Source organism: Phenylobacterium sp., assembly GCF_965284355.1.
GTDB lineage: Bacteria > Pseudomonadota > Alphaproteobacteria > Caulobacterales > Caulobacteraceae > Phenylobacterium.
The window spans coordinates 4,595,240-4,616,320 of record NZ_OZ260078.1 but is presented as its reverse complement, the minus strand read 5'-3'; the positions used below and the strand labels follow the sequence as shown (position 1 = coordinate 4,616,320).

The 21,081-nt window shown below is 68.6% G+C and carries 17 protein-coding genes; 5 read left to right on the top strand and 12 right to left on the bottom strand.

The genetic code is table 11. The annotated features are described in order from the left end of the window. Nucleotides 1-4: 4 nt before the first annotated feature. Nucleotides 5-1,735, bottom strand: coding sequence for a dihydroxy-acid dehydratase (gene ilvD, locus ACQ66R_RS22685; RefSeq protein WP_430425804.1), 1,731 nt, complete (start codon nucleotides 1,733-1,735; stop codon nucleotides 5-7). Between the two features lie 504 nt (nucleotides 1,736-2,239). Between ilvD and ACQ66R_RS22680 the strand changes: the two genes are divergently transcribed. Further along, on the top strand, nucleotides 2,240-5,068 hold the full coding sequence (locus ACQ66R_RS22680; protein ID WP_430425802.1) for a TonB-dependent receptor: 2,829 nt from the start codon (nucleotides 2,240-2,242) through the stop codon (nucleotides 5,066-5,068). A 54-nt stretch (nucleotides 5,069-5,122) separates the two neighbouring features. Here ACQ66R_RS22680 and ACQ66R_RS22675 read toward each other — a convergent pair whose 3' ends face one another. Next, nucleotides 5,123-5,515, bottom strand: a complete 393-nt coding sequence (locus ACQ66R_RS22675; RefSeq protein ID WP_430425800.1) for a globin — start codon at nucleotides 5,513-5,515, stop codon at nucleotides 5,123-5,125. Between the two features lie 68 nt (nucleotides 5,516-5,583). Here ACQ66R_RS22675 and ACQ66R_RS22670 point away from each other — a divergent pair, with 68 nt between their 5' ends. Then, a complete protein-coding gene (locus ACQ66R_RS22670; protein ID WP_430425798.1) occupies nucleotides 5,584-6,420 on the top strand; it encodes an enoyl-CoA hydratase-related protein in 837 nt (278 codons plus the stop codon). After that, a complete protein-coding gene (locus ACQ66R_RS22665) occupies nucleotides 6,417-7,412 on the top strand; it encodes an MDR family oxidoreductase (protein ID WP_430425796.1) in 996 nt (331 codons plus the stop codon). The genes ACQ66R_RS22670 and ACQ66R_RS22665 overlap by 4 nt, the downstream gene beginning before the upstream one ends. A 159-nt stretch (nucleotides 7,413-7,571) precedes the next feature. Here ACQ66R_RS22665 and ACQ66R_RS22660 read toward each other — a convergent pair whose 3' ends face one another. Next, a complete protein-coding gene (locus ACQ66R_RS22660; RefSeq protein ID WP_430425794.1) occupies nucleotides 7,572-8,048 on the bottom strand; it encodes a glutathione peroxidase in 477 nt (158 codons plus the stop codon). Between the two features lie 39 nt (nucleotides 8,049-8,087). Beyond that, nucleotides 8,088-9,011 carry a Gfo/Idh/MocA family protein gene (locus tag ACQ66R_RS22655; protein WP_430425792.1) on the bottom strand — a complete coding sequence of 308 codons (924 nt, stop codon included), beginning with the start codon at nucleotides 9,009-9,011 and terminating at the stop codon, nucleotides 8,088-8,090. Nucleotides 9,012-9,104: 93 nt separating this feature from the next. Here ACQ66R_RS22655 and ACQ66R_RS22650 point away from each other — a divergent pair, with 93 nt between their 5' ends. Then, entirely contained in the window at nucleotides 9,105-10,106 is a 1,002-nt protein-coding gene (locus tag ACQ66R_RS22650; protein ID WP_430425790.1) for an NADP-dependent oxidoreductase, read from the top strand. A 99-nt stretch (nucleotides 10,107-10,205) separates the two neighbouring features. After that, nucleotides 10,206-11,108: a cobalamin biosynthesis protein CbiG gene (locus ACQ66R_RS22645; protein WP_430425788.1), complete on the top strand. Its 903-nt coding sequence runs from the start codon at nucleotides 10,206-10,208 to the stop codon at nucleotides 11,106-11,108. A 26-nt stretch (nucleotides 11,109-11,134) separates the two neighbouring features. On the opposite strand, the gene ACQ66R_RS22640 is transcribed toward ACQ66R_RS22645, so the two are convergent. The 8 genes from ACQ66R_RS22640 to glmU form a co-directional block, all read right to left on the bottom strand. Then, nucleotides 11,135-12,490, bottom strand: a complete 1,356-nt coding sequence (locus tag ACQ66R_RS22640; protein WP_430425787.1) for an MATE family efflux transporter — start codon at nucleotides 12,488-12,490, stop codon at nucleotides 11,135-11,137. A 139-nt stretch (nucleotides 12,491-12,629) separates the two neighbouring features. Further along, nucleotides 12,630-13,373 (bottom strand): hypothetical protein, encoded by a 744-nt coding sequence (locus tag ACQ66R_RS22635; RefSeq protein ID WP_430425785.1) that lies wholly within the window; start codon nucleotides 13,371-13,373, stop codon nucleotides 12,630-12,632. Nucleotides 13,374-13,510: 137 nt separating this feature from the next. Beyond that, nucleotides 13,511-14,050: a hypothetical protein gene (locus ACQ66R_RS22630; RefSeq protein WP_430425784.1), complete on the bottom strand. Its 540-nt coding sequence runs from the start codon at nucleotides 14,048-14,050 to the stop codon at nucleotides 13,511-13,513. Nucleotides 14,051-14,800: 750 nt separating this feature from the next. Then, nucleotides 14,801-16,180 (bottom strand): class II 3-deoxy-7-phosphoheptulonate synthase, encoded by a 1,380-nt coding sequence (locus ACQ66R_RS22625; protein ID WP_430425782.1) that lies wholly within the window; start codon nucleotides 16,178-16,180, stop codon nucleotides 14,801-14,803. 67 nt (nucleotides 16,181-16,247) lie between these two features. Then, complete coding sequence (locus ACQ66R_RS22620; RefSeq protein ID WP_430425780.1) at nucleotides 16,248-17,435, bottom strand: O-antigen ligase family protein; 1,188 nt, start codon at nucleotides 17,433-17,435, stop codon at nucleotides 16,248-16,250. Nucleotides 17,436-17,463: 28 nt separating this feature from the next. Then, a complete protein-coding gene (gor, locus tag ACQ66R_RS22615) occupies nucleotides 17,464-18,843 on the bottom strand; it encodes a glutathione-disulfide reductase (protein ID WP_430425778.1) in 1,380 nt (459 codons plus the stop codon). 11 nt (nucleotides 18,844-18,854) lie between these two features. Then, nucleotides 18,855-19,535: a ribose-5-phosphate isomerase RpiA gene (gene rpiA / locus ACQ66R_RS22610; RefSeq protein WP_430425776.1), complete on the bottom strand. Its 681-nt coding sequence runs from the start codon at nucleotides 19,533-19,535 to the stop codon at nucleotides 18,855-18,857. A gap of 160 nt (nucleotides 19,536-19,695) precedes the next feature. Further along, nucleotides 19,696-21,048 (bottom strand): bifunctional UDP-N-acetylglucosamine diphosphorylase/glucosamine-1-phosphate N-acetyltransferase GlmU, encoded by a 1,353-nt coding sequence (gene glmU / locus ACQ66R_RS22605; protein WP_430425774.1) that lies wholly within the window; start codon nucleotides 21,046-21,048, stop codon nucleotides 19,696-19,698. Between the last annotated feature and the right edge of the window lie 33 nt (nucleotides 21,049-21,081).

Sequence of the window (21,081 nt, the reverse complement as noted above, 5' to 3'; positions counted from 1 at the left end):
AGCGTCAGATGTCGGCGAAGACGTGGGTCTCGGCCGCGGCTCCGGGGTGGGTCGTGGCGCCCAGGTGCACCGGGCCCACCATCTGGGCGAACTTCCAGATCGCGCCGGTCTGATAGTTGGTCTTGCGCGGCTTCCAGTCGGCCTTGCGGCGCTCCAGCTCGGCCGCATCGACCTCCAGCTCGATGGAGCCGGTCTCGGCGTCGATGGTGATGATGTCGCCATCCTTCACCAGACCGATTGGGCCGCCCGCCTGCGCTTCTGGGCCCACGTGGCCAACGCACAGGCCCCGGGTCGCGCCCGAGAAACGGCCGTCGGTGATCAGGGCGATGTTCTCCACGCCCTGGCCGTAGAGGGCCGCGGTGGTCGACAGCATCTCGCGCATGCCGGGCCCGCCCTTGGCGCCCTCGTAGCGGATGACCAGGACGTCGCCCTCCTTGTAGTCGCGCGCCTCGACGGCGGCGAAACAGGCCTCCTCGCCGTCGAACACCCGGGCCGGGCCGCGGTGCTTGATGTGCTTCAGGCCGGCCACCTTGGTGATGCAGCCGTCGGGGGCCAGGTTGCCCCAGAGACCCACGACGCCGCCGGTCGGCGACAGCGGGTTCGAGACCGGGCGGATCACCACCTGATCGTCGCGCCATTTCACGTCGGCCACGTTCTCAGCCAGCGTCTTTCCGGTCACGGTCATGCAGTCGCCGTGGAGATAGCCGCCCTCCAGCAGGGTCTTCAGCAGCATGGGCGTGCCACCGGCCTCGCCCATATCCTTGGCCACAAAGCGACCGCCGGGCTTCAGGTCGGCGATGTACGGCGTGCGCGCGCAGATCTCGGCAAAGTCGCGCAGGGTGAACTCGATCCCGCACTCATGGGCCATAGCCGGCAGGTGCAGGCCGCCGTTGGTCGAGCCGCCGCTGGCGGCGATCACCACCGCCGCGTTCTCGAACGCCTTGCGGGTGCAGATGTCGCGCGGGCGGATGTTCTGCTCGATCAGCCGCACCACCGCGGCGCCCGAGGCGCGAGCGTACTCGTCGCGGTCGAGATAGGCCGCCGGCAGCGAGGACGACAGCGGCAGGGCCAGGCCGATGGCCTCGGAAACCATGGCCATGGTGTTGGCCGTGAACTGGCCGCCGCAGGCGCCGTCGCCCGGACAAGCGTGCTGCTCCACCTGGCAAAGCCGCTCCTCGCTGATGGTCCCTGCCGAGAATTGACCGACCGCCTCGAACACGTCCTGGACGGTGAGGTCCTTGTCGTCCAGCCGGCCAGGCAGGATCGAGCCGCCGTACAGGAACACGCTGGGCACGTTCAGGCGCAGCATGGCCATCATCATGCCCGGCAGGCTCTTGTCGCAGCCGGCGATGCCCACCAGGGCGTCATAGGCATGGCCCCGAACGCTGAGCTCGACCGAGTCGGCGATCACCTCGCGGCTGACCAGCGACGAGCGCATGCCCTCGTGGCCCATGGCGATGCCGTCAGTGACCGTGATGGTCGAAAACTCGCGCGGCGTCGCGCCCGCGGCCTTCACGCCCTCGGCCGCAGCGTGAGCCTGGCGCTCGAGCGCGGTGTTGCAGGGCGCGGACTGGTTCCCGCAATGCGCCACGCCGACGAACGGCTGGGCGATGTCGCGGCTGCCGAGGCCCATGGCGTAGTAGTACGACCGGTGCGGGGCCTTCGACGGGCCGATGGTCGTGTGGCGGCTGGGCAGCTTGGATTTGTCCCAGGATCCGTCCGGGTTGCGATGCATGGGCTGGGCCTCCGACTTGAGCCGCCCTCTCTAAGGGCGCCCCGCCTCCGGCGAAAGAGCCCACCGACTCCAGGTGGCCTGATCAACCTGAGGCTGCACGAACATCCTCCGGACGTAACATGTTGCACCGCGCATAACGTCGGTACGCCGGTCGACGCGTTCCGTTGTTACGTAAGGTTTCGAATTGTTTCGCATCTGCGAAATGGCCGCCCAACATGGCCATAGCGCGGCGCATCAAAACAAAACGGGCGCGCTTTCGCGCGCCCTTAGGTTGTCATTGGGATGAACAAAGTCAGAAGCCTGATGAGGATCACCCATAACTGCGACGCTTACAAGACGATATCGCCCGATAACTTCCCACCATCCGAGTTTGTATACGACACTTATCAAATTCTGGCCGCCCACAATTCCGAATGTACGTTGACGGCTTCACGGACCTGCTTCAGCTTGGCTCGCAAGCGCAGAAAATAGCGCTGACATCAAAGCTGCGGGGAGGCAGTTCAGATGGGGTTCAGGCCATATCTGTTGGCGTCCAGTGCTATGCTGGCCGCCTTCGTCGGCGCATCCGCTCATGCTCAGAGCAGCGCAAACACCAACACCATCGCCGAGCTGGTCGTTACGGCCGAAAAGCGCGAGCAAAGTCTTCAGGACGTGCCGGTCGCCATTTCGGCATTCACGTCCGAACAGCGCGACATCGTCGGCATCCAGTCCATTCAGGACATGACCAACTTCACGCCGGGTCTGCAGTATTCGACCTCGACCGACCGGGTGTCGTTGCGCGGCCTGGGTCGCCTGACCAACGTTCTGTCGGCGGATGCCTCGGTCGCGAACTATGCAGACGGGGTCTACGAGACCTTCGCGGTGCGCGCCGGGTCATCGACGCTCTTCCTGGACCGGGTCGAGGTGCTGCGCGGACCGCAGGGCACGCTGTACGGGCGCAACTCCATCGCCGGCGCGATCAACATCCTGTCGCGCCGTCCGACGGAAACCCCATACGCCGAGGCGCGCGCCACCTACGGCAACTACAATCGTTCGGTGCTGGAAGCGGCGGCTTCGGGCCCGATCAATGACCAGGTCAAGTTCCGGGTCGCCGCCAACTGGGAGCGCCAGAGCAAGGGGTGGGCCAAGAACATCGTCCCGGGCATGCCGTCTGAAGGCAACGTCCTGGACACCTTCTACGGCGAGGTGCAGCTCGACGTGAAGTTCTCCGAGCGCGTCGAGATGTGGACCAAGCTGGGCTACACCAACTGGCGCAACGGCGCGGGCGGTCCGGGCGCGGCCTCTGGCGGCTGGTCGCCCTACATTTACGACCTGAACGGCACGATCCGCCCGGATGTCAGCGCCACCAATCGCAACGGCGGCAACGGCTGGGACATCAGCCAGTTCTATGATGCGGCGAGCCACTTCAATCCCGGTTTCGGCTGCAGCGGACTGGCCGTCAACGTGGTCGGCGCCGGGCCCAATCCTTGCGTCAACGCCTCGAACGAAAGCCCGTGGCTGTTCAACCGGCCCCAGAGCTACACGGTCCGTGTGCCCAACGCCTACACGGTGGCCAGCCATTGGACCTACCACGCCGACACCTTCGACATCCGGTACATCGTCGGGGGCACGCGGTATTGGTACCATCTGAACGGGTCGACCCCGAACGGCACGCGTGACCCCTCGATCCTCCAGTACAGCCTGAACTCGGCGGTCGGCGGCGCGCCGCTGGTGGTCTATCCGCAGGAGCGGTTCGACTATCAGGAGCGCAACGGCTTCATCTCCAACGAGCTGAACTTCGTCTCGACGAAGGATGGCCCCTTCCAGTGGATCGGGGGCGCCTACTTCTACCACCAGGCCTATAAGCAACCGGTCTCGACGACCGAAGATCCGCGTCAGGTGCAGTGGCGTTCCACGCCGCCCGCCGTCTGCGCTTCAGGCGGCCAGACCTCGCTGCCGGTGACGGCGCCTTGCGTGCCCGGCAATGGGCGGCGCTTCGACAACCGCCCGGACGTGAAGAACACCTCCTACGCCTTCTACGGTCAGGTCAGCTACGAGCTCTCGTCGAAGCTCACGCTGACTGGTGGCATTCGGTACTCGCATGACCGCAAGTACGGCACCGAGTCGACGCGCATCCTCTGCTTCGGCCTGCCAGCCTGCGTCGGCCTGCCGCCGGAAGTCTTCCCGCTCCTGATCGACCTGACCGGCCCAGGCGCGGGCGTCGTCGCCACCGGACAGGGCGGCGCCGGCATCAACCGGATCGACAGAGGGGTCGAGGGTCGCACGACGTACGATCCCGCCACCGGCTTCGCCAGCCGCGAGTATGATGCGAGTTGGTCGGCCGTGACGGGCACCGCCAAGGCCGAATGGACGCCGGACGACGACACGCTGGTCTACGCCAGCTACGCGCGCGGCTACCGCTCGGGCGGCTTCAACATCGGCATCTTCACGGTGATCAGCCAGCTGCCCTACTCCGACAAGGAGTCGGTCGACTCCTTCGAGCTGGGCATGAAGCGCACGTGGGGCAGCTCGCTGCAGACCAACTTCGCGATCTACAACTACGACTACCAGAACCTCCAAATCCCGATCACCCGGATCGCGGGCACGGCGATCGGCTCGACGACCACGTCCTTCTACAATGTGCCGAAGGCGCGCTCACGCGGGTTCGAGGCCGAGGTCCTGTGGCAGCCGATCGAGAACCTGCAGATCATCGGCACCTACGCCTACATCGACGCCAAGATCCGCGAAGGCGCTGCGGTCGACGGCGTGGACCGGACGGCGATCCAGCCGGGCGCGCAGCCGCTTCTGACCTTCGCCCAGTGTGTCAACAACTCGGCGTGCGCAGTGGATGACTTCACCGCGGGCCTGCCGAACAACGGGTTCATCCGCGAGCAGAGCCTGAAGGGCGGAGACCTTCCCAATGCGCCGCGGCACAAGTTCGCGATCGCCGCCAACTACACCTGGGAGTTTGAACCCGGCTCGCTCACCGCCAACATCTCATACGCCTGGCGCGACAAGGCCTACGGCGGCCTTTTCAAGCGCTGGTACTACGAGGCTCCGTCCTGGGATCAGGTGGACGCCCGCCTGCTCTGGAAGTCGGCCGACGACAAGTACGAGTTCATCGGCTACGTGAAGAACATCTTCGACACGATCGGCTACGATCAGGGCGCTACGGCCGAGCGACTGCACGGCGGCTATTCAAGCGTGTACGGCGCCCAGCCGGTCGCCGGCCTGACGTGTTCTCCGGTCGCGGGCGCGGCCGGCACGATCAACTGCGTCCAGGGCATCCGCAAGACGTTCTACGTCACGCCGCCGAGGACCTACGGGATCGAGCTCCGCTACAAATTCTTCTGATCTGGAGAGCCCGCTACGGGATGGGGCGTCCGGCCGAAAGGCCGGGCGCCCTTCTCATTGGGTGATCGCGGTCACCCGCGCGATCTGGGCGTTCCAGGCCGCTTCCTCGGCCGCGGTCCAGTCGGACCCCAGCAGGTCGCGGCAGGTCTCCTTCACGATCTGGAAGAAGCTGTCGAACTCGTCGTTGGGCGTGCCGTAGCCGTCGTGGTTCACACGCTCGGACTTCACCAGGTTCACCTGGTAGGGCCCGGCCGGGTCCATCAGGCACCCGAACACCATGCTCAGCATCTCGCCCTTGATGTCGCCCGTGACGTCGCGGGCGAAGCGCGCCTCGGCCTGCGGCAGCCGCGCGAACAGGCGCTGGTAGACCTGGGGCGTGGGGTCCCCCACCCGCTCGGCCAGCCGCTCCAGGCTCTGGGTCACAATGTCGGTTGTCGCGTCGCCCATGCGTGCTCCCTTCGCGCCTTCACGTCACCCTGCCTATAGTCGCCGAAATGCACAAAGGGAGGGGCGTGATGACGTTCGAGGAGATCCTCTACAGCGTCGAGGCCGGGGTTGGCGTGATCACGCTCAATCGCCCGCGCTATCGCAACGCCCAGAGCTGGAAGATGCTGGACGAGATCGACGCCGCCTTCGACCTGGCGCGCGACGATCCCGACGTGCGGATCGTGCTGGTGCGAGGCGCGGGCGGCGTCTTCTCCACGGGCCACGACCTGGGCACGCCCGAGGGCGCCGCCTACCGCCAGGCCAAGATCGGCGCGGGCGGCATCCAGCACTACGACGCCTTCAAGAAGTACAACCTCGACCTGCTGCTCAAGTGGCGCAATTTCGAGAAGCCGACGATCGCCATGGTCGAGGGCTACTGCATCTACGCCGGTTGGATGCTGGCCGCGGCGATGGACGTGGTCTTCGCCGCCGAGGACGCCCAGTTCCTGCCAGGCTTTGTCGAGTACATGTCGATCCCGTGGGACATCGGCATCCGCCGCGCCAAGGAGCTGTGCTTCGAGAGCCGCTTCATCACGGCGCAGGAGGCGGCCGACGACGGCTTCGTGAACCGCGTGCTGGCCCCCGCTGATCTCGAGCGCGAGACGTTCGCCTGGGCGCGGCGCGTGGCCGAGAACGACCCCGGCTATCTGCGCTTCGCCAAGCTGCAAATGAACAAGGCCCAGGACGCGCAGGGCTTCAGCCAGGCCGTCGAGGACTCCCTGGGCGACTACGTCGCGATGATGTGGATGCCCGGCAACCAGATGCGCATGGACGGCGAACGCCGCCTGCTCACCGTCGATCTCGCCGTGAAGGGTCGCAAGGGCGACCGCCACGGCCTCACCCCTGTTTCAGCGAGCGACAAATGACCAACACGTTCCGCGCCCTGCGCCTGCACAAGACCGACGGCGCGCCCGAAGCCCGCTTCGAGGACCTGACCGACGCCGACCTGATGGAGGGCGACGTCACCGTCCGGGTCGAACACTCCACCATCAACTTCAAGGACGGCCTGGCGCTGACCGGCCGCTCGCCGGTGGTGCGGGTCTGGCCGCTGATCCCGGGGATCGACTTCGCCGGCGTCGTCGAGACGTCGAGCCATTCAGGCTTTAAGGCCGGCGACCGCGTGGTGCTGAACGGCTGGGGCGTGGGCGAGACCCACCACGGCGGCTATGCCCAGCGCGCACGGGTGAAGGGCGACTGGCTGGTGAAGCTGCCGCAGGGCCTGACTTCGACCCAGGCGATGGCCATCGGCACCGCGGGCTACACCGCCATGCTCTGCGTGATCGGGCTGGAGCGTCAGGGTGTGAAGCCTGACGCGGGCGATATCCTGGTGACCGGCGCGGCCGGGGGCGTGGGCAGCGTGGCCATCGCGCTGCTGGCCCGGCTGGGCTACCGCGTGGTGGCCTCGTCGCGCCGCAAGGACAGCGAGGGCGACTACCTCACCGGCCTGGGCGCGGCCGAGGTGATCGACGCCGCCGAGTTCCAGGGCCCGGCGCGGCCCATCGGCAAGGAGCGCTGGGCCGGCGCCGTCGACTCCGTGGGCAGCCACACCCTGGCCAATGTACTCTCCCAGACCCGCTATGGCGGGGCGGTCACGGCCTGCGGTCTGGCCCAGGGGCTGGACCTGCCGGGCTCGGTGGCGCCCTTCATCCTGCGCGGCGTCACCCTTGTCGGCATCGACAGCGTCATGCGCCCCGCCCCGGACCGCGTCGAAGCCTGGGGCCGTCTGGCCCGTGACCTCGACCTTGCGAAGCTGGAGGCCATGACGTCGACGGCCACGCTGAGCGACCTGCCCCGCCTGGCCTCCGAGATCCTTGAGGGCAAGGTGCGCGGCCGGGTGGTGGTCGACGTGAACGGCTAGGCGACTCCCCTCCCCGCTCGTCATCGCCGGACTTGTCCCGGCGACCCAGATGCGCAACCGGCGCCGGACGGATACGGCAGCGCCACCGCTAGCCCTTGTAGGCCTGCGTTTCTGGGTGGCCGGTACAAGCCCGGCCATGACGTTCTGAAGGCGTAGGGCTTAAAGCGCCGCCTCGATGGCGGCGACGAGGGCCGGGTCCTGCGGGTCGGTGCGGGGGCCGAACGCCTGCAGGGCCTCGCCGTTCTTGCCCAGCAGGATCTTGTGGAAGTTCCACACCGGCACGGCCGGCTCGCCCAGCTGCTGCTCGGCCCACTTGTAGAGCGGGTGCGCGCCCGCCTCCTTGACGTCCACCTTGGCGGTCATCGGGAAGTCGATCCCATAGGTGGTCCGGCAGAACGTCTGGATCTCCTCCTCGGAGCCCGGCTCCTGGCCCATGAACTGGTTACAGGGCACGCCCAGCACCACCAGGCCCTTGTCCTTGTAGTCGGTGTAGAGCTTCTCCAGCCCGTCGTACTGGGGCGTCAGTCCGCACTTGGAGGCCACGTTCACCAGCAGCACCACCTTGTCCTTGAAGGTGGTCATCGGCAGCGGGCCGCCGGCGATGGCGTCGAAGCTGTAGTCGTGAGCGCTGGACATTTAGGCCTCCGGAATGGGTCGGGCCGGACGCTAGCGCTGTTACGTGGCGTCTTCCAACGCCTGTTCCACGGCGATCGCCAGATCGAGCGCGGCCATGGCCTCCTCGGCCGTCACCACCGGACGCGGCGCCTCGCCGCGCACCGCCTGCAGGAAGCCCTCGACGCTGGCGCCCAACGGATCCGACGCGGCCGGGGTGTCGGCGAAATCGGCGTTCAGTTCGAACGGCGTGCTGTTGCGGAAGGTCCGGGCCACGAAGTCGATCTCGACCTCGCCCGAGGGATAGACGATCCGCATGGTGCGCCGGCGCGCGGGCGCCTGACGCGAGACGTCCAGGATCGCCGTGAAGCCGCTTTCGAAGCTGGCCTCGGCCCGCACGACGTCCCAGACGCCGTCCGGCCCCCGCGCGCCTTCCGCCTCGGCGGTCACGGGGTTCGAGGCGGCGATCGCCAGAGCCAGGTCGATGTCGTGCACCATCAGATCCAGCACGGCCGAGACGTCGCGGCTGCGGTCCGACGGCGGGCCATGGCGCAGCGCCTCCAGCAACAGCGGCTGTTCGGGCACGTCCAGCAGACCCATGGCCTGAAACACCACGCGCTCCTGGTGGCCGCAGGCGACGACCACGCCGGCCTTCGCCGCGGCGACGCGCACCCGCTCGGCGTCGGCGATGCTGATCGCGATGGGCTTCTCGATGTACACGTGCTTGCCCGCCGCCACCGCCGCCAGCGCCTGTTCGGCATGGCAGGTCGCCGGCGAGGCCACGGTCACCACGTCCACCGACTCCAGGAAGGCCTCCAGCTCGGCAAAGGCCCGCCCGCCCAGCGGCTCCGCCACCGCGGCCGCGCGCCCGGGGTCGATGTCATGGACGCCCTGGAAGGTCACCCCGGGCAGACGCGCATACTGGCGGGCGTGGTATCCGCCGAAGACGCCCGCTCCGATCACGCCCGCGCGCAAGGTCTCGCTCATGGGCCGGGCTGCTAGCACGCGCCGCGGCCTCGACGCCACCCGCCCAAGGCCATACAGCTGTTTGAACAATGAGACCTGGGAAGGAAGCCTGCCATGACCGCCGTCCGTGAGATCCGCCTCAAGAGCCGGCCCAACGGCATGCCGACGGCCGACAACTTCGAGCTCGCCACCGTCGAGCTGCCCGCCCCCGCCGCGGGCGAGGTGCAGGTGAAGAACCTCTGGATGACGGTCGACCCCTACATGCGCGGCCGCATGAATGACGTGCAGAGCTACACCCCGCCCTTCGCCCTGGGCAAAGCCATGGACGGCGGCGCGGTGGGCGAAGTGACCGCCTCGGGCGATCCGGCCTTCAAGCCCGGCGACCTGGTGCAATCGGGCTTCGGCTGGCGCGAGGGCTTCAATGCGCCCGCCGCCCAGGTGCAGAAACTCGACCCCATGGGCCTGCCGATCCAGGCGTTCCTGGGCGCCGCCGGCATGCCCGGCCTCACCGCCTATGCGGGGCTACTGAAGATCGCGGCGCTGAAGGACGGCGACGTGGTGTTCGTCTCGGGCGCGGCCGGCGCGGTGGGCTCGATGGTCGCCCAGATCGCCAAGGCCAAGGGCCACACCGTCATCGGCTCGGCGGGCGGACCCGACAAGATCGCCTTCCTGAAGTCGATCGGCGTCGACCACGCCATCGACTACAAGGCCGAAAAGGATCTGACGGCGGCGCTGCTCAAAGCCGCGCCGAACGGCATCGAAGTCTACTTCGACAACGTCGGCGGCGAGCACCTAGAGGCCGCCCTGACCGCCGCCCGCCCCTTCGCCCGCTTCGCCCTGTGCGGCGCGATCTCGATGTACAACGCCACCGAGATGCCGGCCGGCCCCCGGAACCTGGTCCTCATGGTCGGCAAGCAGCTGCGGATGGAAGGCTTCATCGTCTCCAGCTCGTGGGACATGATGCCGGCCTACCTGCGCGACCTGTCCCAGTGGGTGAAGGAGGGCAAGGTCACCTGGAAGGAGACCGTCTTCGAGGGCATCGAGAAGGCGCCCGACGCCTTCCTCGGCCTGTTCAAGGGCGAGAACCTGGGCAAGATGCTGGTCAAGCTGGGCTGACGCGGCGGCGCTCGCCGCCTCTCCAATAGCCCTGCCCTTCGGCGAAGGGATGTCGTACAAGCCTGCCATTCCCGTTTTCTCAGTACCTGGAGCCCGGCCTTGCCGCGCCTGTTCAGCGCCTACGTGATCGTCGACTGGAGCGCGGCGGCGAAGCCGACGACCGGAGCGGATTCCATCTGGATCGGCGTGCTCAAGCGCGACATCCGCTTCCGCATGGCCTTCGAGAGCTTCAACCCGGCCACCCGCGCCGAGGCCGAGGTGCGGCTGAACGCGATCCTCGACGACCTGAAGAAGCGGGGCGAACGCGCGCTGGTGGGCTTCGACTTCCCGCTGGGATTCCCGCGCGGGCTGGCCGCGGCGCTGAACCTGCCGGGCGACGAGCCGTGGCGTGCGACGTGGGACCAGCTGAACAAGATGGTCAAGGACAAGGCCGACAACACCAACAACCGCTTCGGCGTCGGCTCCGAGATCAACCGGCGGATCACGGGCGGCCCGTTCCCGTTCTGGGGCTGCCCGCCCAAGGACACGCTGACCACGCTGCAGCCTAAGCGCAGCCGGGAGCACGGGCCGGACGACCTGCCCGAGTTCCGCCACGCCGACCTGGCCGCCAAGGGCGCCTCGTCGATCTGGAAGCTCTACTACAACGGCTCGGTGGGCGGTCAGGCGATCCTGGGCATCCCGTTCGTGCGCCGGCTGAAGGCGACCCGCGGCGACGGCGTGAAGGCCTGGCCCTTCGAGACCGGCTTCAAGGCGCTGACCGAGGCCGACCTGGACGGCGTCGAGGCCGTGGTGGCTGAGGTCTATCCGTCGCTGCTGAAGCCCACCGTCGCGCCGGGCGAGGTCAAGGACCTGGTCCAGGTGCGTTCGACCGCTGAGCACTTCGCCCGGCTGGACGAGGCGAACAAGCTGGGGGCGCTCTTCGGTCCGCCCAAGGGCACGGCCGCCGACGTCGTGCTGGACGCCGAGCGCGAGGAAGGCTGGATCCTGGGGGCCGGGGCGTAGCTTCCCCCCTCCGGGAGGGAAACGGCTCAGCGATCCCGCCGGCTCAGCATCCAGAAGCGCGCCAGCAGCAGGCCGCCCGACAGGAAGCTGGCGATGATCACCGCCCAGACGATGCCGTTGACGCCCATCTTCAGCGGGATGGCCAGCCACCAGGCCAGGGGCATCATCACCAGGACGTAGCTGGTGAGGTGGGTGTAGGTGGGCAGCCAGATGTCGCCGCGGGCGCGCAGGGCCTGGGCCGCCACCACCTGCAGGCAGTCCGGGAAGAAGAACAGGCACGACAGCACCAGGGCCGGCGCCGCCAGGGCGATGGTCGCCGCGTCGGTCGTGTAGCCGCTGACGATGAGCTGAGCGGTGGGCCAGATGGCCAACGAGACCACCAGACCGAACGCCGCGGCCACCGCGAACGACACGGCGCCGGCGCGGTTCACCCCGGCGGCGTCGCGCGCGCCGTAGGCGCTGCCCACCAGCACCGCCGCCCCTGTGGCCAGGCCCAGCGGCACCATGAAGACGATGGCGGCCACGTTCAGCACGATGGCCCAGGCGGCCACGGCCAGGCCCGAGATCCAGCCGGCGAAGATGTTCATGCTGGCGAAGGCCGAGACCTCGAGGAAGTTGGAGGCCCCCGCGCCGTAGCCGATGCGCCGCTGCTCGGCCTCGGCGGCGCGGTCGCGCTCGGGCTTGGCGAACACCCCCAGGGCGCGGGCCTCGGGCATCAGGGCGATGTAGCCCAGCATGGCCACGGCCAGGAACGTGCGCGCGCCCGTGGTGGCCCAGGCGGCGCCCACCGCGCCCAGGGCGGGCAAGCCGAACGTGCCCGGCACCAGCAGCAAGACGAGGCCCAGGTTCACGACGTTGGCGATCCACATGGCCCACGCCGCCGGGCCCGGCCGCGACAGGCCCTCCAGCCAGAAGCTGGCGGTGACGCTCATGGCGTAGCCGGTCAGCGACAGCGAGAAGACCAGCAGCGCGCGGGTAGCCCCGTCGGCCAGGTCCTTCTCCAGCCCGATCACGTGCATGAAGGGCGGGCCGACCACGGCCAGGAAGACGGTCGAGGCCAGTCCGATCCAGATGGCGTAGGCCAGACCCCGCCGCAGGACCGCGCCGGCCTTGTCGCGCCGCCCCTCCCCGATCGCGCGGGCGGTCATCACCTGCACGCCGGTCAGCAGGCCCACCACCATGGTCAGCACCACGCTGGTCGGGGCCCAGCCCAGGGCGTGATAGCCCAGCTCGGTCGCCGAATAGCGCCCCACCACCACCGCGTCGGTCAGGCCCATCGCCATGATGCCCAGGCGCGACATCACCACCGGCCCCGACAGCTTGAGCAGGGTCGCGAGGTCTTGTCGGACAGGCGAAGGCGCGTGGGCCGCTGGGCGGTCCATGACGGAGTTCCGGGCGTTTCAAAGAGGCGCGGAGACTGGCGGACGCGTCAAAACCTGGCAAGGGCGGCTTGGCCGTCGTCAGCGGACTGTGCTGTGGCGTGGCCCCGGGGTCACAGGCGCGCGCGGGCGCCGGCTGGCTTCACCAGCCGGAGCCGCCGGGCATGCGCTGACCGGGTCGGAGCCGTTCCCAGGGTGGTATGTAGGGCTCGGGCGGGGGATCGGGCTCTCCCCTCCCCCTTGCGGGGAGGGGTCGGGGGTGGGGGTGCGAACCTTCGGGCTCAGAGCTGACACCCCCACTCCCAACCCCGCAAGGGGGAGAGGGCTTTTGGGGCTCGGCGTCAGAGACCTCCGGCTCCGGAACAGCCTCGGCCGATAGGAGCTCCGTCTCCGGCTCGGGTTCGTCGTTCAGGCCGATGTCGTCGGCAAGCCGGGTGATCAGGTCCTCGAGGGGCGTGTCGAGGAAATCGTCTTCGTAGACGAGGTCGGACAGGCGCTGATCGACCTCGTGACAGAAGGCGTCGGCGTCATCGGCGTCGTATTCGTCCCAGACGAGGTTCTCGAGGTGGCTGCGAACGCGCTTGCGCTTGAACTCGATCCTGGCGTGACGATCGCGCTCGGCGGCCTTGCGGTCGGCCTCGGCGGCGGCATACGCCTCGCGGGCCTTGGCGGTCTCCTCGCGGTCGAAGCGCTGCTTCAGGGCGATGGTCTGGAGCAGGTTGCGGCAGGCCTGGTTGAGGGCCCGGCCGGAACGCTCGAAGGCCTCGTCGTCAGGGGCGGCCTTCTGGCGCTGCCCCGCCTCGACCACCGACCCCAGGCACACCTCCGCCATGATCGACAGCATCGCGTCGATGCGTTCGGGGGTGAGGACCGGGGGAGCGTCCATAGGGAACAAATATAGAACATTGTGGCGCAAAAGTCAAGGAATCGCGGTCGCTGAAGCGCGAGATGCGGCCTAGCGGCGAGTTCGCGTGCGCGCCACCCGCGAAGATCGCATGTCCCAGAAGGGTAGAAATGGGGCGCTCAGTTCAGGGGGAAGACGGTCACTTCGTCGTGCTCGATTGAGCTGAGAGCATCCTGCCATTGGCTCCGCGTTGCGACCTCTCGGCGGGATGCTTTGAAGGCTTCGGTCGCGACGACGCCCGAATAGAGCCTGACCAACAGACCCGCGTAGGGAAGCTTCAGTTCCTTGTTGAGGTCGCGGAGCGCCGCGTTCCAAAGTTCCAGGCTGTCTGAGCCACCCCCGCTCGGTCGCGCATCCGCCTCGCGCATATCGTCCATCGCTCGGGCGATCTTGCCCTCGGACCAACCCTTGCGCCTCAGGCGCGTCGCCTCATTGGCGAGCTTCCGCTCGAAGGCTTCTGGTGTGTCATGTCGTGGGGCAAGGACGGTGCCACAGTCACAATGGCCGGGCGTGGTTAGGTACTGACGCTCACCGTCGCGCAGCACCTTGCGCACCGAGGGGTTGTCAATGGGATCGGCAGCGCGCCCATGGCGCTTCATCACCACGCGAACGGCGTCCGCATCTTCAGTTGGTGCGATTAGGGTGATGAAGTGACACATGCTGGAAGGTTAGGCTCCCCGGTCCGATGACCGCAACGGGTCGGCGCCGCGGGGTGCACTGCACACGTTGACAGGACGCCCCCCGCCACGCTCGGATCCGCAACATGCAGCCTCCCTGGCAAGAGTTCCCGCAAATCCCCTTAGGCTCAATTGGATGGCGCATGGGCGCGGGGGAGGACTACGCGCGGAAGTTCTATGCCTGGTTCCGTGCGCAAGACCATGACGAGCAGGTTCAATACGCGGCTGACAATCCCGAGCCACCGGAGTGGCGTGGCTATTACGAGGAAATTGCGACCTCGGGATAGGCGTCCGCGAAGGGTAGGCTGTTGACGCTCGGACCTAGCGGTTCCTGTGCCGCCTTCCGGTGTAGATCAGGACTAGTCCCCAAATCGACGCGATGAGAGCCAGGCCCAGAGGAATGACGGAGAGAACCGCGCCGTCCTGATCTCAAGGCCTGATGCGCGAGGGGCAGACCAAGCGGCGCATGCCACCCAGCCCGCCGCGATCACGGCAGCGAACACGATGAAGCTGATGCCGGTCGCGACGCGTGACCTGTAGGGCGACATTCCCGCAGCTTGTCGGACGAGGGTTGAGGGCCCGCTAAGGGTCGAACGCGGACAGCGGCTTCTTCTCCGACAGGCTCGGGGTGCGACCGGGTCCAACGTCGCGCGGGCGGCTAACGCGGGCGCCGCCCTCTCCCGCCCTCTCCCACGGCGCTGCCGCGCCTGGGAGAGGTGAACGGTGGGTCTGTCAGATCGCCTGCGCGAGGCGTTGGTTCAGGTCGACGCGGTCGTCCTTGAGGCGTTCGGCCAGGAGGAAGGCGAGTTCCAGGGCCTGTTCGCCGTTGAGGCGGGGGTCGCAGTGGGTGTGGTAGCGGTCGGCGAGGTCGCCTTCGCTGAGCGCGCGGGCGCCGCCCAGGCATTCGGTGACGTTCTGGCCGGTCATTTCCAGGTGCACGCCGCCGGGATGGGTGCCCTCGGCCATACAGATGTCCACGAAGGCCTTCACCTCCGACAGGATGCGGTCGAAGGGCCGGGTCTTGTAGCCGTTGGTGGCGGTCAGCGTGTTGCCGTGCATCGGGTCGATGGCCCAGACCACGTTGCGACCCTTGGTGGCCTTCAGGAGGTCGGGCAGGCGCCCGGCGATCTTGTCGGAGCCGAAGCGGCCGTACAGCGTGAGGCGGCCGGCCTCCTCGGCGGGGTTCAGCACGTCGATCAGGCGGTTGAGCTCGTCGCCGTCCAGGGTCGGCCCCACCTTCATGCCGATCGGGTTCCTGATGCCGCGGAAGAACTCGATGTGGGCGTGGTCCAGTTGGCGCGTGCGCTCGCCGATCCACAGCAGGTGGGCCGAAGTGTCGTACCATTCGCCCGAGGTGCTATCGACCCGGGTCATGGCCTCTTCGTAGCCGAGCAGCAGGCCCTCGTGGCTGGTGAAGAACTCCACCTGGTGGATGGTCGGGTGGGTCTGGGAGTTGATCCCCAGGGCCTCCATGAAGCTCAGCGAATCCGAGATCTTCTCCGACAGCTCGCGGTAGCGGGCGCCCAGGGGGCTGGCGTCGACGAAGCCCAGCGTCCAGCGGTGGATGTTGTAGAGGTCGGCATAGCCGCCGCCGGCGAAGGCGCGCAGCAGGTTCAGCGTCGCCGCCGACTGGCTGTAGGCCTGGATCAGCCGCTGCGGATCGGGGATGCGGCTTTCGGCCGTGAACTCCATGCCGTTGATGTTGTCGCCGCGGTAGCTGGGCAGCTCGACGCCGTCGATGGTCTCGACCGGCGATGAGCGCGGCTTGCCGAACTGGCCGGCCATGCGGCCCACCTTCACGATCGGCTTGCCGCCGGCGAAGGTCATCACCACGGCCATCTGCAGGATCAGGCGGAACATGTCGCGGATGTTGTCGGCCGCGAACTCCTTGAAGCTCTCGGCGCAGTCGCCGCCCTGCAGCAGGAACGCCTTGCCCGCGGCCACGTCGCCCAACAGGCTCTTCAGGCGGCGCGCCTCGCCGGCGAACACCAGCGGGGGCATCTTGCGCAGTTGGGTCTCCACGCGCGACAGCTCGGCCAGGTCGGGATAGTCGGCCGGGATGTGCTTGGCGGGCTTGCTTCTCCAGGAGGCGGGTGTCCAGGCGTCGGTCATAGGTCTGTACTCAGGAACCGCCGGGCGTTCGGCGGGCCGGGCGTTTTACTCGACGCGGCCCGGGGCGTCACCTCCCCTGCGACGCAGCCTCTTCGCCGTCGCCCAGGGCGGCGATGACGGCGACCAGGGCGCCCCGCGCCAGCCACCACTCCTGCCAGACGCCGAAGCTGATGGCGCCGAAGAAGACGTAGACCGCGGCCGAGGCGGCGGCCCCGACGGCGACGTAGCTGCGCGTGTCGCGGGCCAGGCGGCGGAAGATGAACACCCACACCAGCGCCGCCGCCAGCACGCCCGGCAGGCCCAGTTCCAGCCACAGCTGCAGCGCGCCGTTGTGGGGGTGGAGCTGGATGTAGGGGCTGAAGGCGCGGCTGGCGTCGAGGCCCCAGCCGGTCCACGGCCGCTCGGCGATCCGCTCCAGCGCATAGGTCCAGTAGCCGACGCGCTGGGCCCAGGAGACCGGCAGATGCTGGCCCGCGCCCAGCGCCTCCACGGCCAGGATCAACAGCGGCATGGCCACGATCAGCAGGGCGACGCCGACGCCGAACACCTTGGGCGCGGTCTTTGGCCACACCATCGTCAGGCCCGCGATCAGGATGGCGAACCCGACCGCCAGGGTGGGCGCGTCCGACAGGAAGCGGTTGGCCAGCAGCGCCGTGCCCGCCGCCATCGGCAGGGCCAGCCATACCGGCGCCCCGGCGCGAATCCCCGCCGCCAGCGCCACCGGCCAGAGGAGCGCCAGTACGAAGCTGCCCTGGGCGACATTCTTGCGGGCGAGATCGGGGCGGATGGGGTCGCCGATGGCGTTGCGCACCGCCTGATAGATGGCCCCGCCCGTGACGGCCTCGACCAGCAGGATCACCCCGTAGATCGCCAACCCCCAGGCGAAGATCCGCAGAATCCGCTGGCGGTAAGGTGGGGACACCCGGCGCGCGGCGCTCCAGGCGGCCCAGTAGAGCGGGACCTGCAGGGCGATCTTCAGCGCCGTCGAGTCCTCGAGTTCGCCCGGCTTGTGCGGGCTCCAGAGGCCCGACACCGCCGCCCAGGCCGCCGCCAGAGCCAGCACCACCAGCAGCGGCGCCTCGCGCAGGCTGACCCGGAACGCCGGGAGGCAGAGCAGGCCGGCCAGGCTCAGCAACAGCGCAAAGCCCAGGGGCCCCAGCCAGGCCATCAGCGGAGTCAGCACGGCGGCGCCCGTCAGCACCCAGCCGCACCAGATCCCCAACCCGTCCCGCGCCGCCGGCGCCGTGTCGCTCATGGCCCGCGTGATACGGGGCTTCGCTCGGTTAGGCCACCGCGCCCAGGGCCGGCGGGGTGTACTTCTCGCGCATCGTCACCAGTTCCTCGGCCAGGGTCGGGTGGACGGCGCAGGTCGAGTCCCACTGGGTCTTGGTCACGCCCATCTTCAGCGCGATGGCCGCCATCTGGATGATCTCACCGGCGTCGGGGCCCACGACGTGGCAGCCGAGGATCTTCTCGGTCCCCTGCTCCACCACCAGCTTGATCAGCGCCCGCTGGTGGCCGCCGTAGAAGGTCTCCTTCATCGGCCGGAACTTGGAGAGGTAGATATCGACCTTGCCGTGCTTGTGGCGCGCGTCGGCTTCGGACAGCCCCACCGAGCCCACCTGCGGCTGGGTGAACACCGCCGAGGCGACCATGTCGTGATCGAAGGTGGTCGGGTTGTCGTAGAAGACGGTCTGGGCGAAGGCCGCGCCCTCGCGGATCGCGACGGGGGTCAGGTTGATGCGGTCGGTGACGTCGCCCACGGCCCAGATGTTGTCGACGCTGGAGCGGGAGTAATCGTCCACCTTCACGGCGCCGGTCTCGGTGAGCGCCACGCCCGCGTTCTGCAGGCCCAGGTCGTCGGTATAGGGCACGCGGCCGACCGCGAACATGACGACGTCGGCCTCCAGCGCATGGCCGTCGATGCAGTGGGCGACGAGGCCCGTGGCCGACTTCTCGATGCGGCCGATCTGGGTTCCCAGGCGGACCTTCACGCCGGCGGCCTCCATCTCCTCGGCCACATGGCTGCGGATGTCGTCGTCGAAGCCGCGCAGGACGTTGGGGCCGCGGTGGACCACCGTCGTATCGACGCCCAGGCCGTTGAAGATGCAGGCGAACTCCAGCGCGATATAGCCGCCGCCTACCACCACCACCCGCTTGGGCAGCTGTTCCAGATGGAACGCCTCGTTCGAGGTGATGGCGTGCTCGACGCCCGGCAGGTCGGCAGGCATCCAGGGGCGGCCGCCGGTGGCGACCAGGATCTTGTCGGCGGTGACGCGCCCCCGGCCCTCGACCTCGACGGTGTGGGCGTCGACCAACCGGGCCTTGCCGTGCACCAGCTCGGCGCCGGCGTTCTGGAGGTTGCGGACATAGATGCCGGAAAGGCGGGCGATCTCGTTGTCCTTGGCCATCAGGAAGCGCGGCCAGTCGAAGGTGGTCTCGGGGACGGTCCAGCCGTAACCGCGCGCCGTCTCGAAAGCCTTCGAATATTCAGAGGCATAGACCATGAACTTCTTGGGCACGCAGCCGCGGATCACGCAGGTGCCGCCCACGCGGTGCTCCTCCGCCACCAGGACCTTGGCCCCGGTCATGGCGGCCAGCCGCGAGGCCCGAACGCCGCCGGAGCCGGCGCCGATGACGAAAAGGTCGTAGTCGTAGGCCAAAGGTGGCCCTCCTAGGGTTCGAGTTCGATCACGCCGTCGGGCGTGCCGACCAGCGCGCGGTCGGCCAGGTCGAGGAAAAGGCCGTGGTCGACCACGCCGGTGACGCTCTTCAGCGCCGCCGCCAGGGCCGCCGGTTCCTCGATCCGGCCGCAGTGAGCGTCATAGATAAGGTTGCCGCCGTCGGTTTTGACAGGTTCGCCGTCCTTGCGCCTGAGCATCGGAACGATGTCGAGTTCGCATTCGGCCAGCGCGTCGCAGATCCGGTTCGCCGTGGTCTTGTGGCCGAACGCCACGACCTCGATCGGCAGCGGGAATTTTCCCAGGAATTTTAGGTTCTTGGCAGCGTCTGCGATCACGACGCACGATCTGGACGCTTCCCAGACCAGCTTCTCGCGCAGGAGCGCCGCGCCGCCGCCCTTGATCAGCGACAGGCCTGGTCCGATCTCGTCGGCGCCGTCGACGGTGAGGTCGATGCCCTTGGTCTCGCCCAGTTCGCCCAGCCGGATGCCCAGGCCCGCCGCCAGCTCGGCCGTGGCCTGGGAGGTGGGCACGCCCACGATGTCCAGCCTGCGCGCCGCCAGGGCGCGCACGAACCACGCCGCCGTCGAGCCGGTGCCCAGGCCTACGACCATACCGGGCTTGACCAGGGCCGCGGCGGCTTCGCCGGCGGCGCGCTTTTGGTCCTCGCTCATATCCTCCCTCCCTTAATGGGGAGGGACAGACCGCCGTAGGCGGTCAGGGTGGGGAAGTCGCGATCCTCTCCGACTTCAGCGCTCCGGCCCACACTTCCCCACCCTGGCGGCTTCGCCGCCGGTCCCTCCCCATTAAGGGAGGGAAAAGGAACGCGCCCGCTCATTTCCGCGCCGCCTTCTTCCGCGCGCCCATCACCTCCCGGAAGCGCGCCGCCCAGCCCGGCTTCTCCACCTGGGCCGGCCGCGAGAGGGCCAGGGCGTCGGGCGTCACGTCCTTGGTGATCACCGAGCCCGAGCCGGTGAAGGCCCCGGCCCCCACCGTCACCGGCGCCACCAGGGCCGAGTTCGAGCCGATGAAGGCGCCCTCGCCCACATGGGTGTCGTATTTGAAGAAGCCGTCGTAGTTGCAGAAGATCGTGCCGGCGCCGATGTTGGCGCCCGCCCCCACCGTGCCGTCGCCGAGGTAGCTCAGGTGGTTGGCCTTGGCGCCCTTGCCCACCGTGACCTTCTTCACCTCCACGAAGTTGCCGATGTGGGCGTCCTCGCCGATGTCGGCGCCGGGACGCAGGCGGGCGTAAGGGCCGATCAGCGCATCCTCGCGCACCACGCAGCCCTCCAGGTGGCTGAACGCGCGGATCACGGCCCCGGTCGCCACTTTCACGCCCGGCGCGAAGACCACGTACGGCTCCACGGTCGCGCCGGGCGCGATCTCGGTGTCCCAGGAAAAGTAGACCGTCTTCGGATCGGTCATCGCCACGCCCTCGGCCAGGAAGTGGGCGCGGCGGCGCTTCTGGAACTCGGCCTCGGCGTCGGCCAGCTGCATGGGCGTGTCGGCGCCCATCACCGCGGTCTCGGGCGCGACGTGGGCGCGGACCAGCTTCTCCTCGGCCACCGCCTCGGCGACGATGCCGGTGAGGAAGTACTCGTTCTTGGGGTTGTCGTCGGTCAGCCGCGACAGCCAGCGGAACAGGTCTTCCCGGCCCGCCAGGTACATGCCGGCGTTGCACAGCTTGACCGCCTTGACCTCGTCGCTGGCCACGCTGGGCTCGACGATGCGGATCACGTGGTGGTCGGCGCCGCGCAGGATGCGGCCGTAGAGCAACGGGTCGACCGGCTCGAACCCGAGCAGCGCCAGGGCCGCGCCGCCGCGCCGCAGCGTGAAAAGCGGCTCCAGGTCCTGGGCGGTCAGGAGCGGCGGGTCGGCGTTGACGACCAGGACGTCGCCGTCGAAGTCGGCCAGAGCCGCCTCGGCGCACATCACCGCGTGGCCAGTCCCCCTCGGCGGGTCCTGGACTACCACCGCGGCCTCGCCCAGGCGGTCGACCACCAGCTTGCGCACCGCGGGGATCGTGCCCACCACCACGTGGATCCGCTCGCAGCCGGCCGCCTGGACGGTGTCGATGATGCGGTCCAGCAGCGTGCGCCCGCCCACCTTGTGCAGCACCTTGGGCGTCTTGGACTTCATCCGCGTGCCGTGGCCGGCGGCCATGATCACGGCGGCTCTGGCGGTCATTCGGGCTCTCCGGCGGCAAGGCGAGTCTTAAGT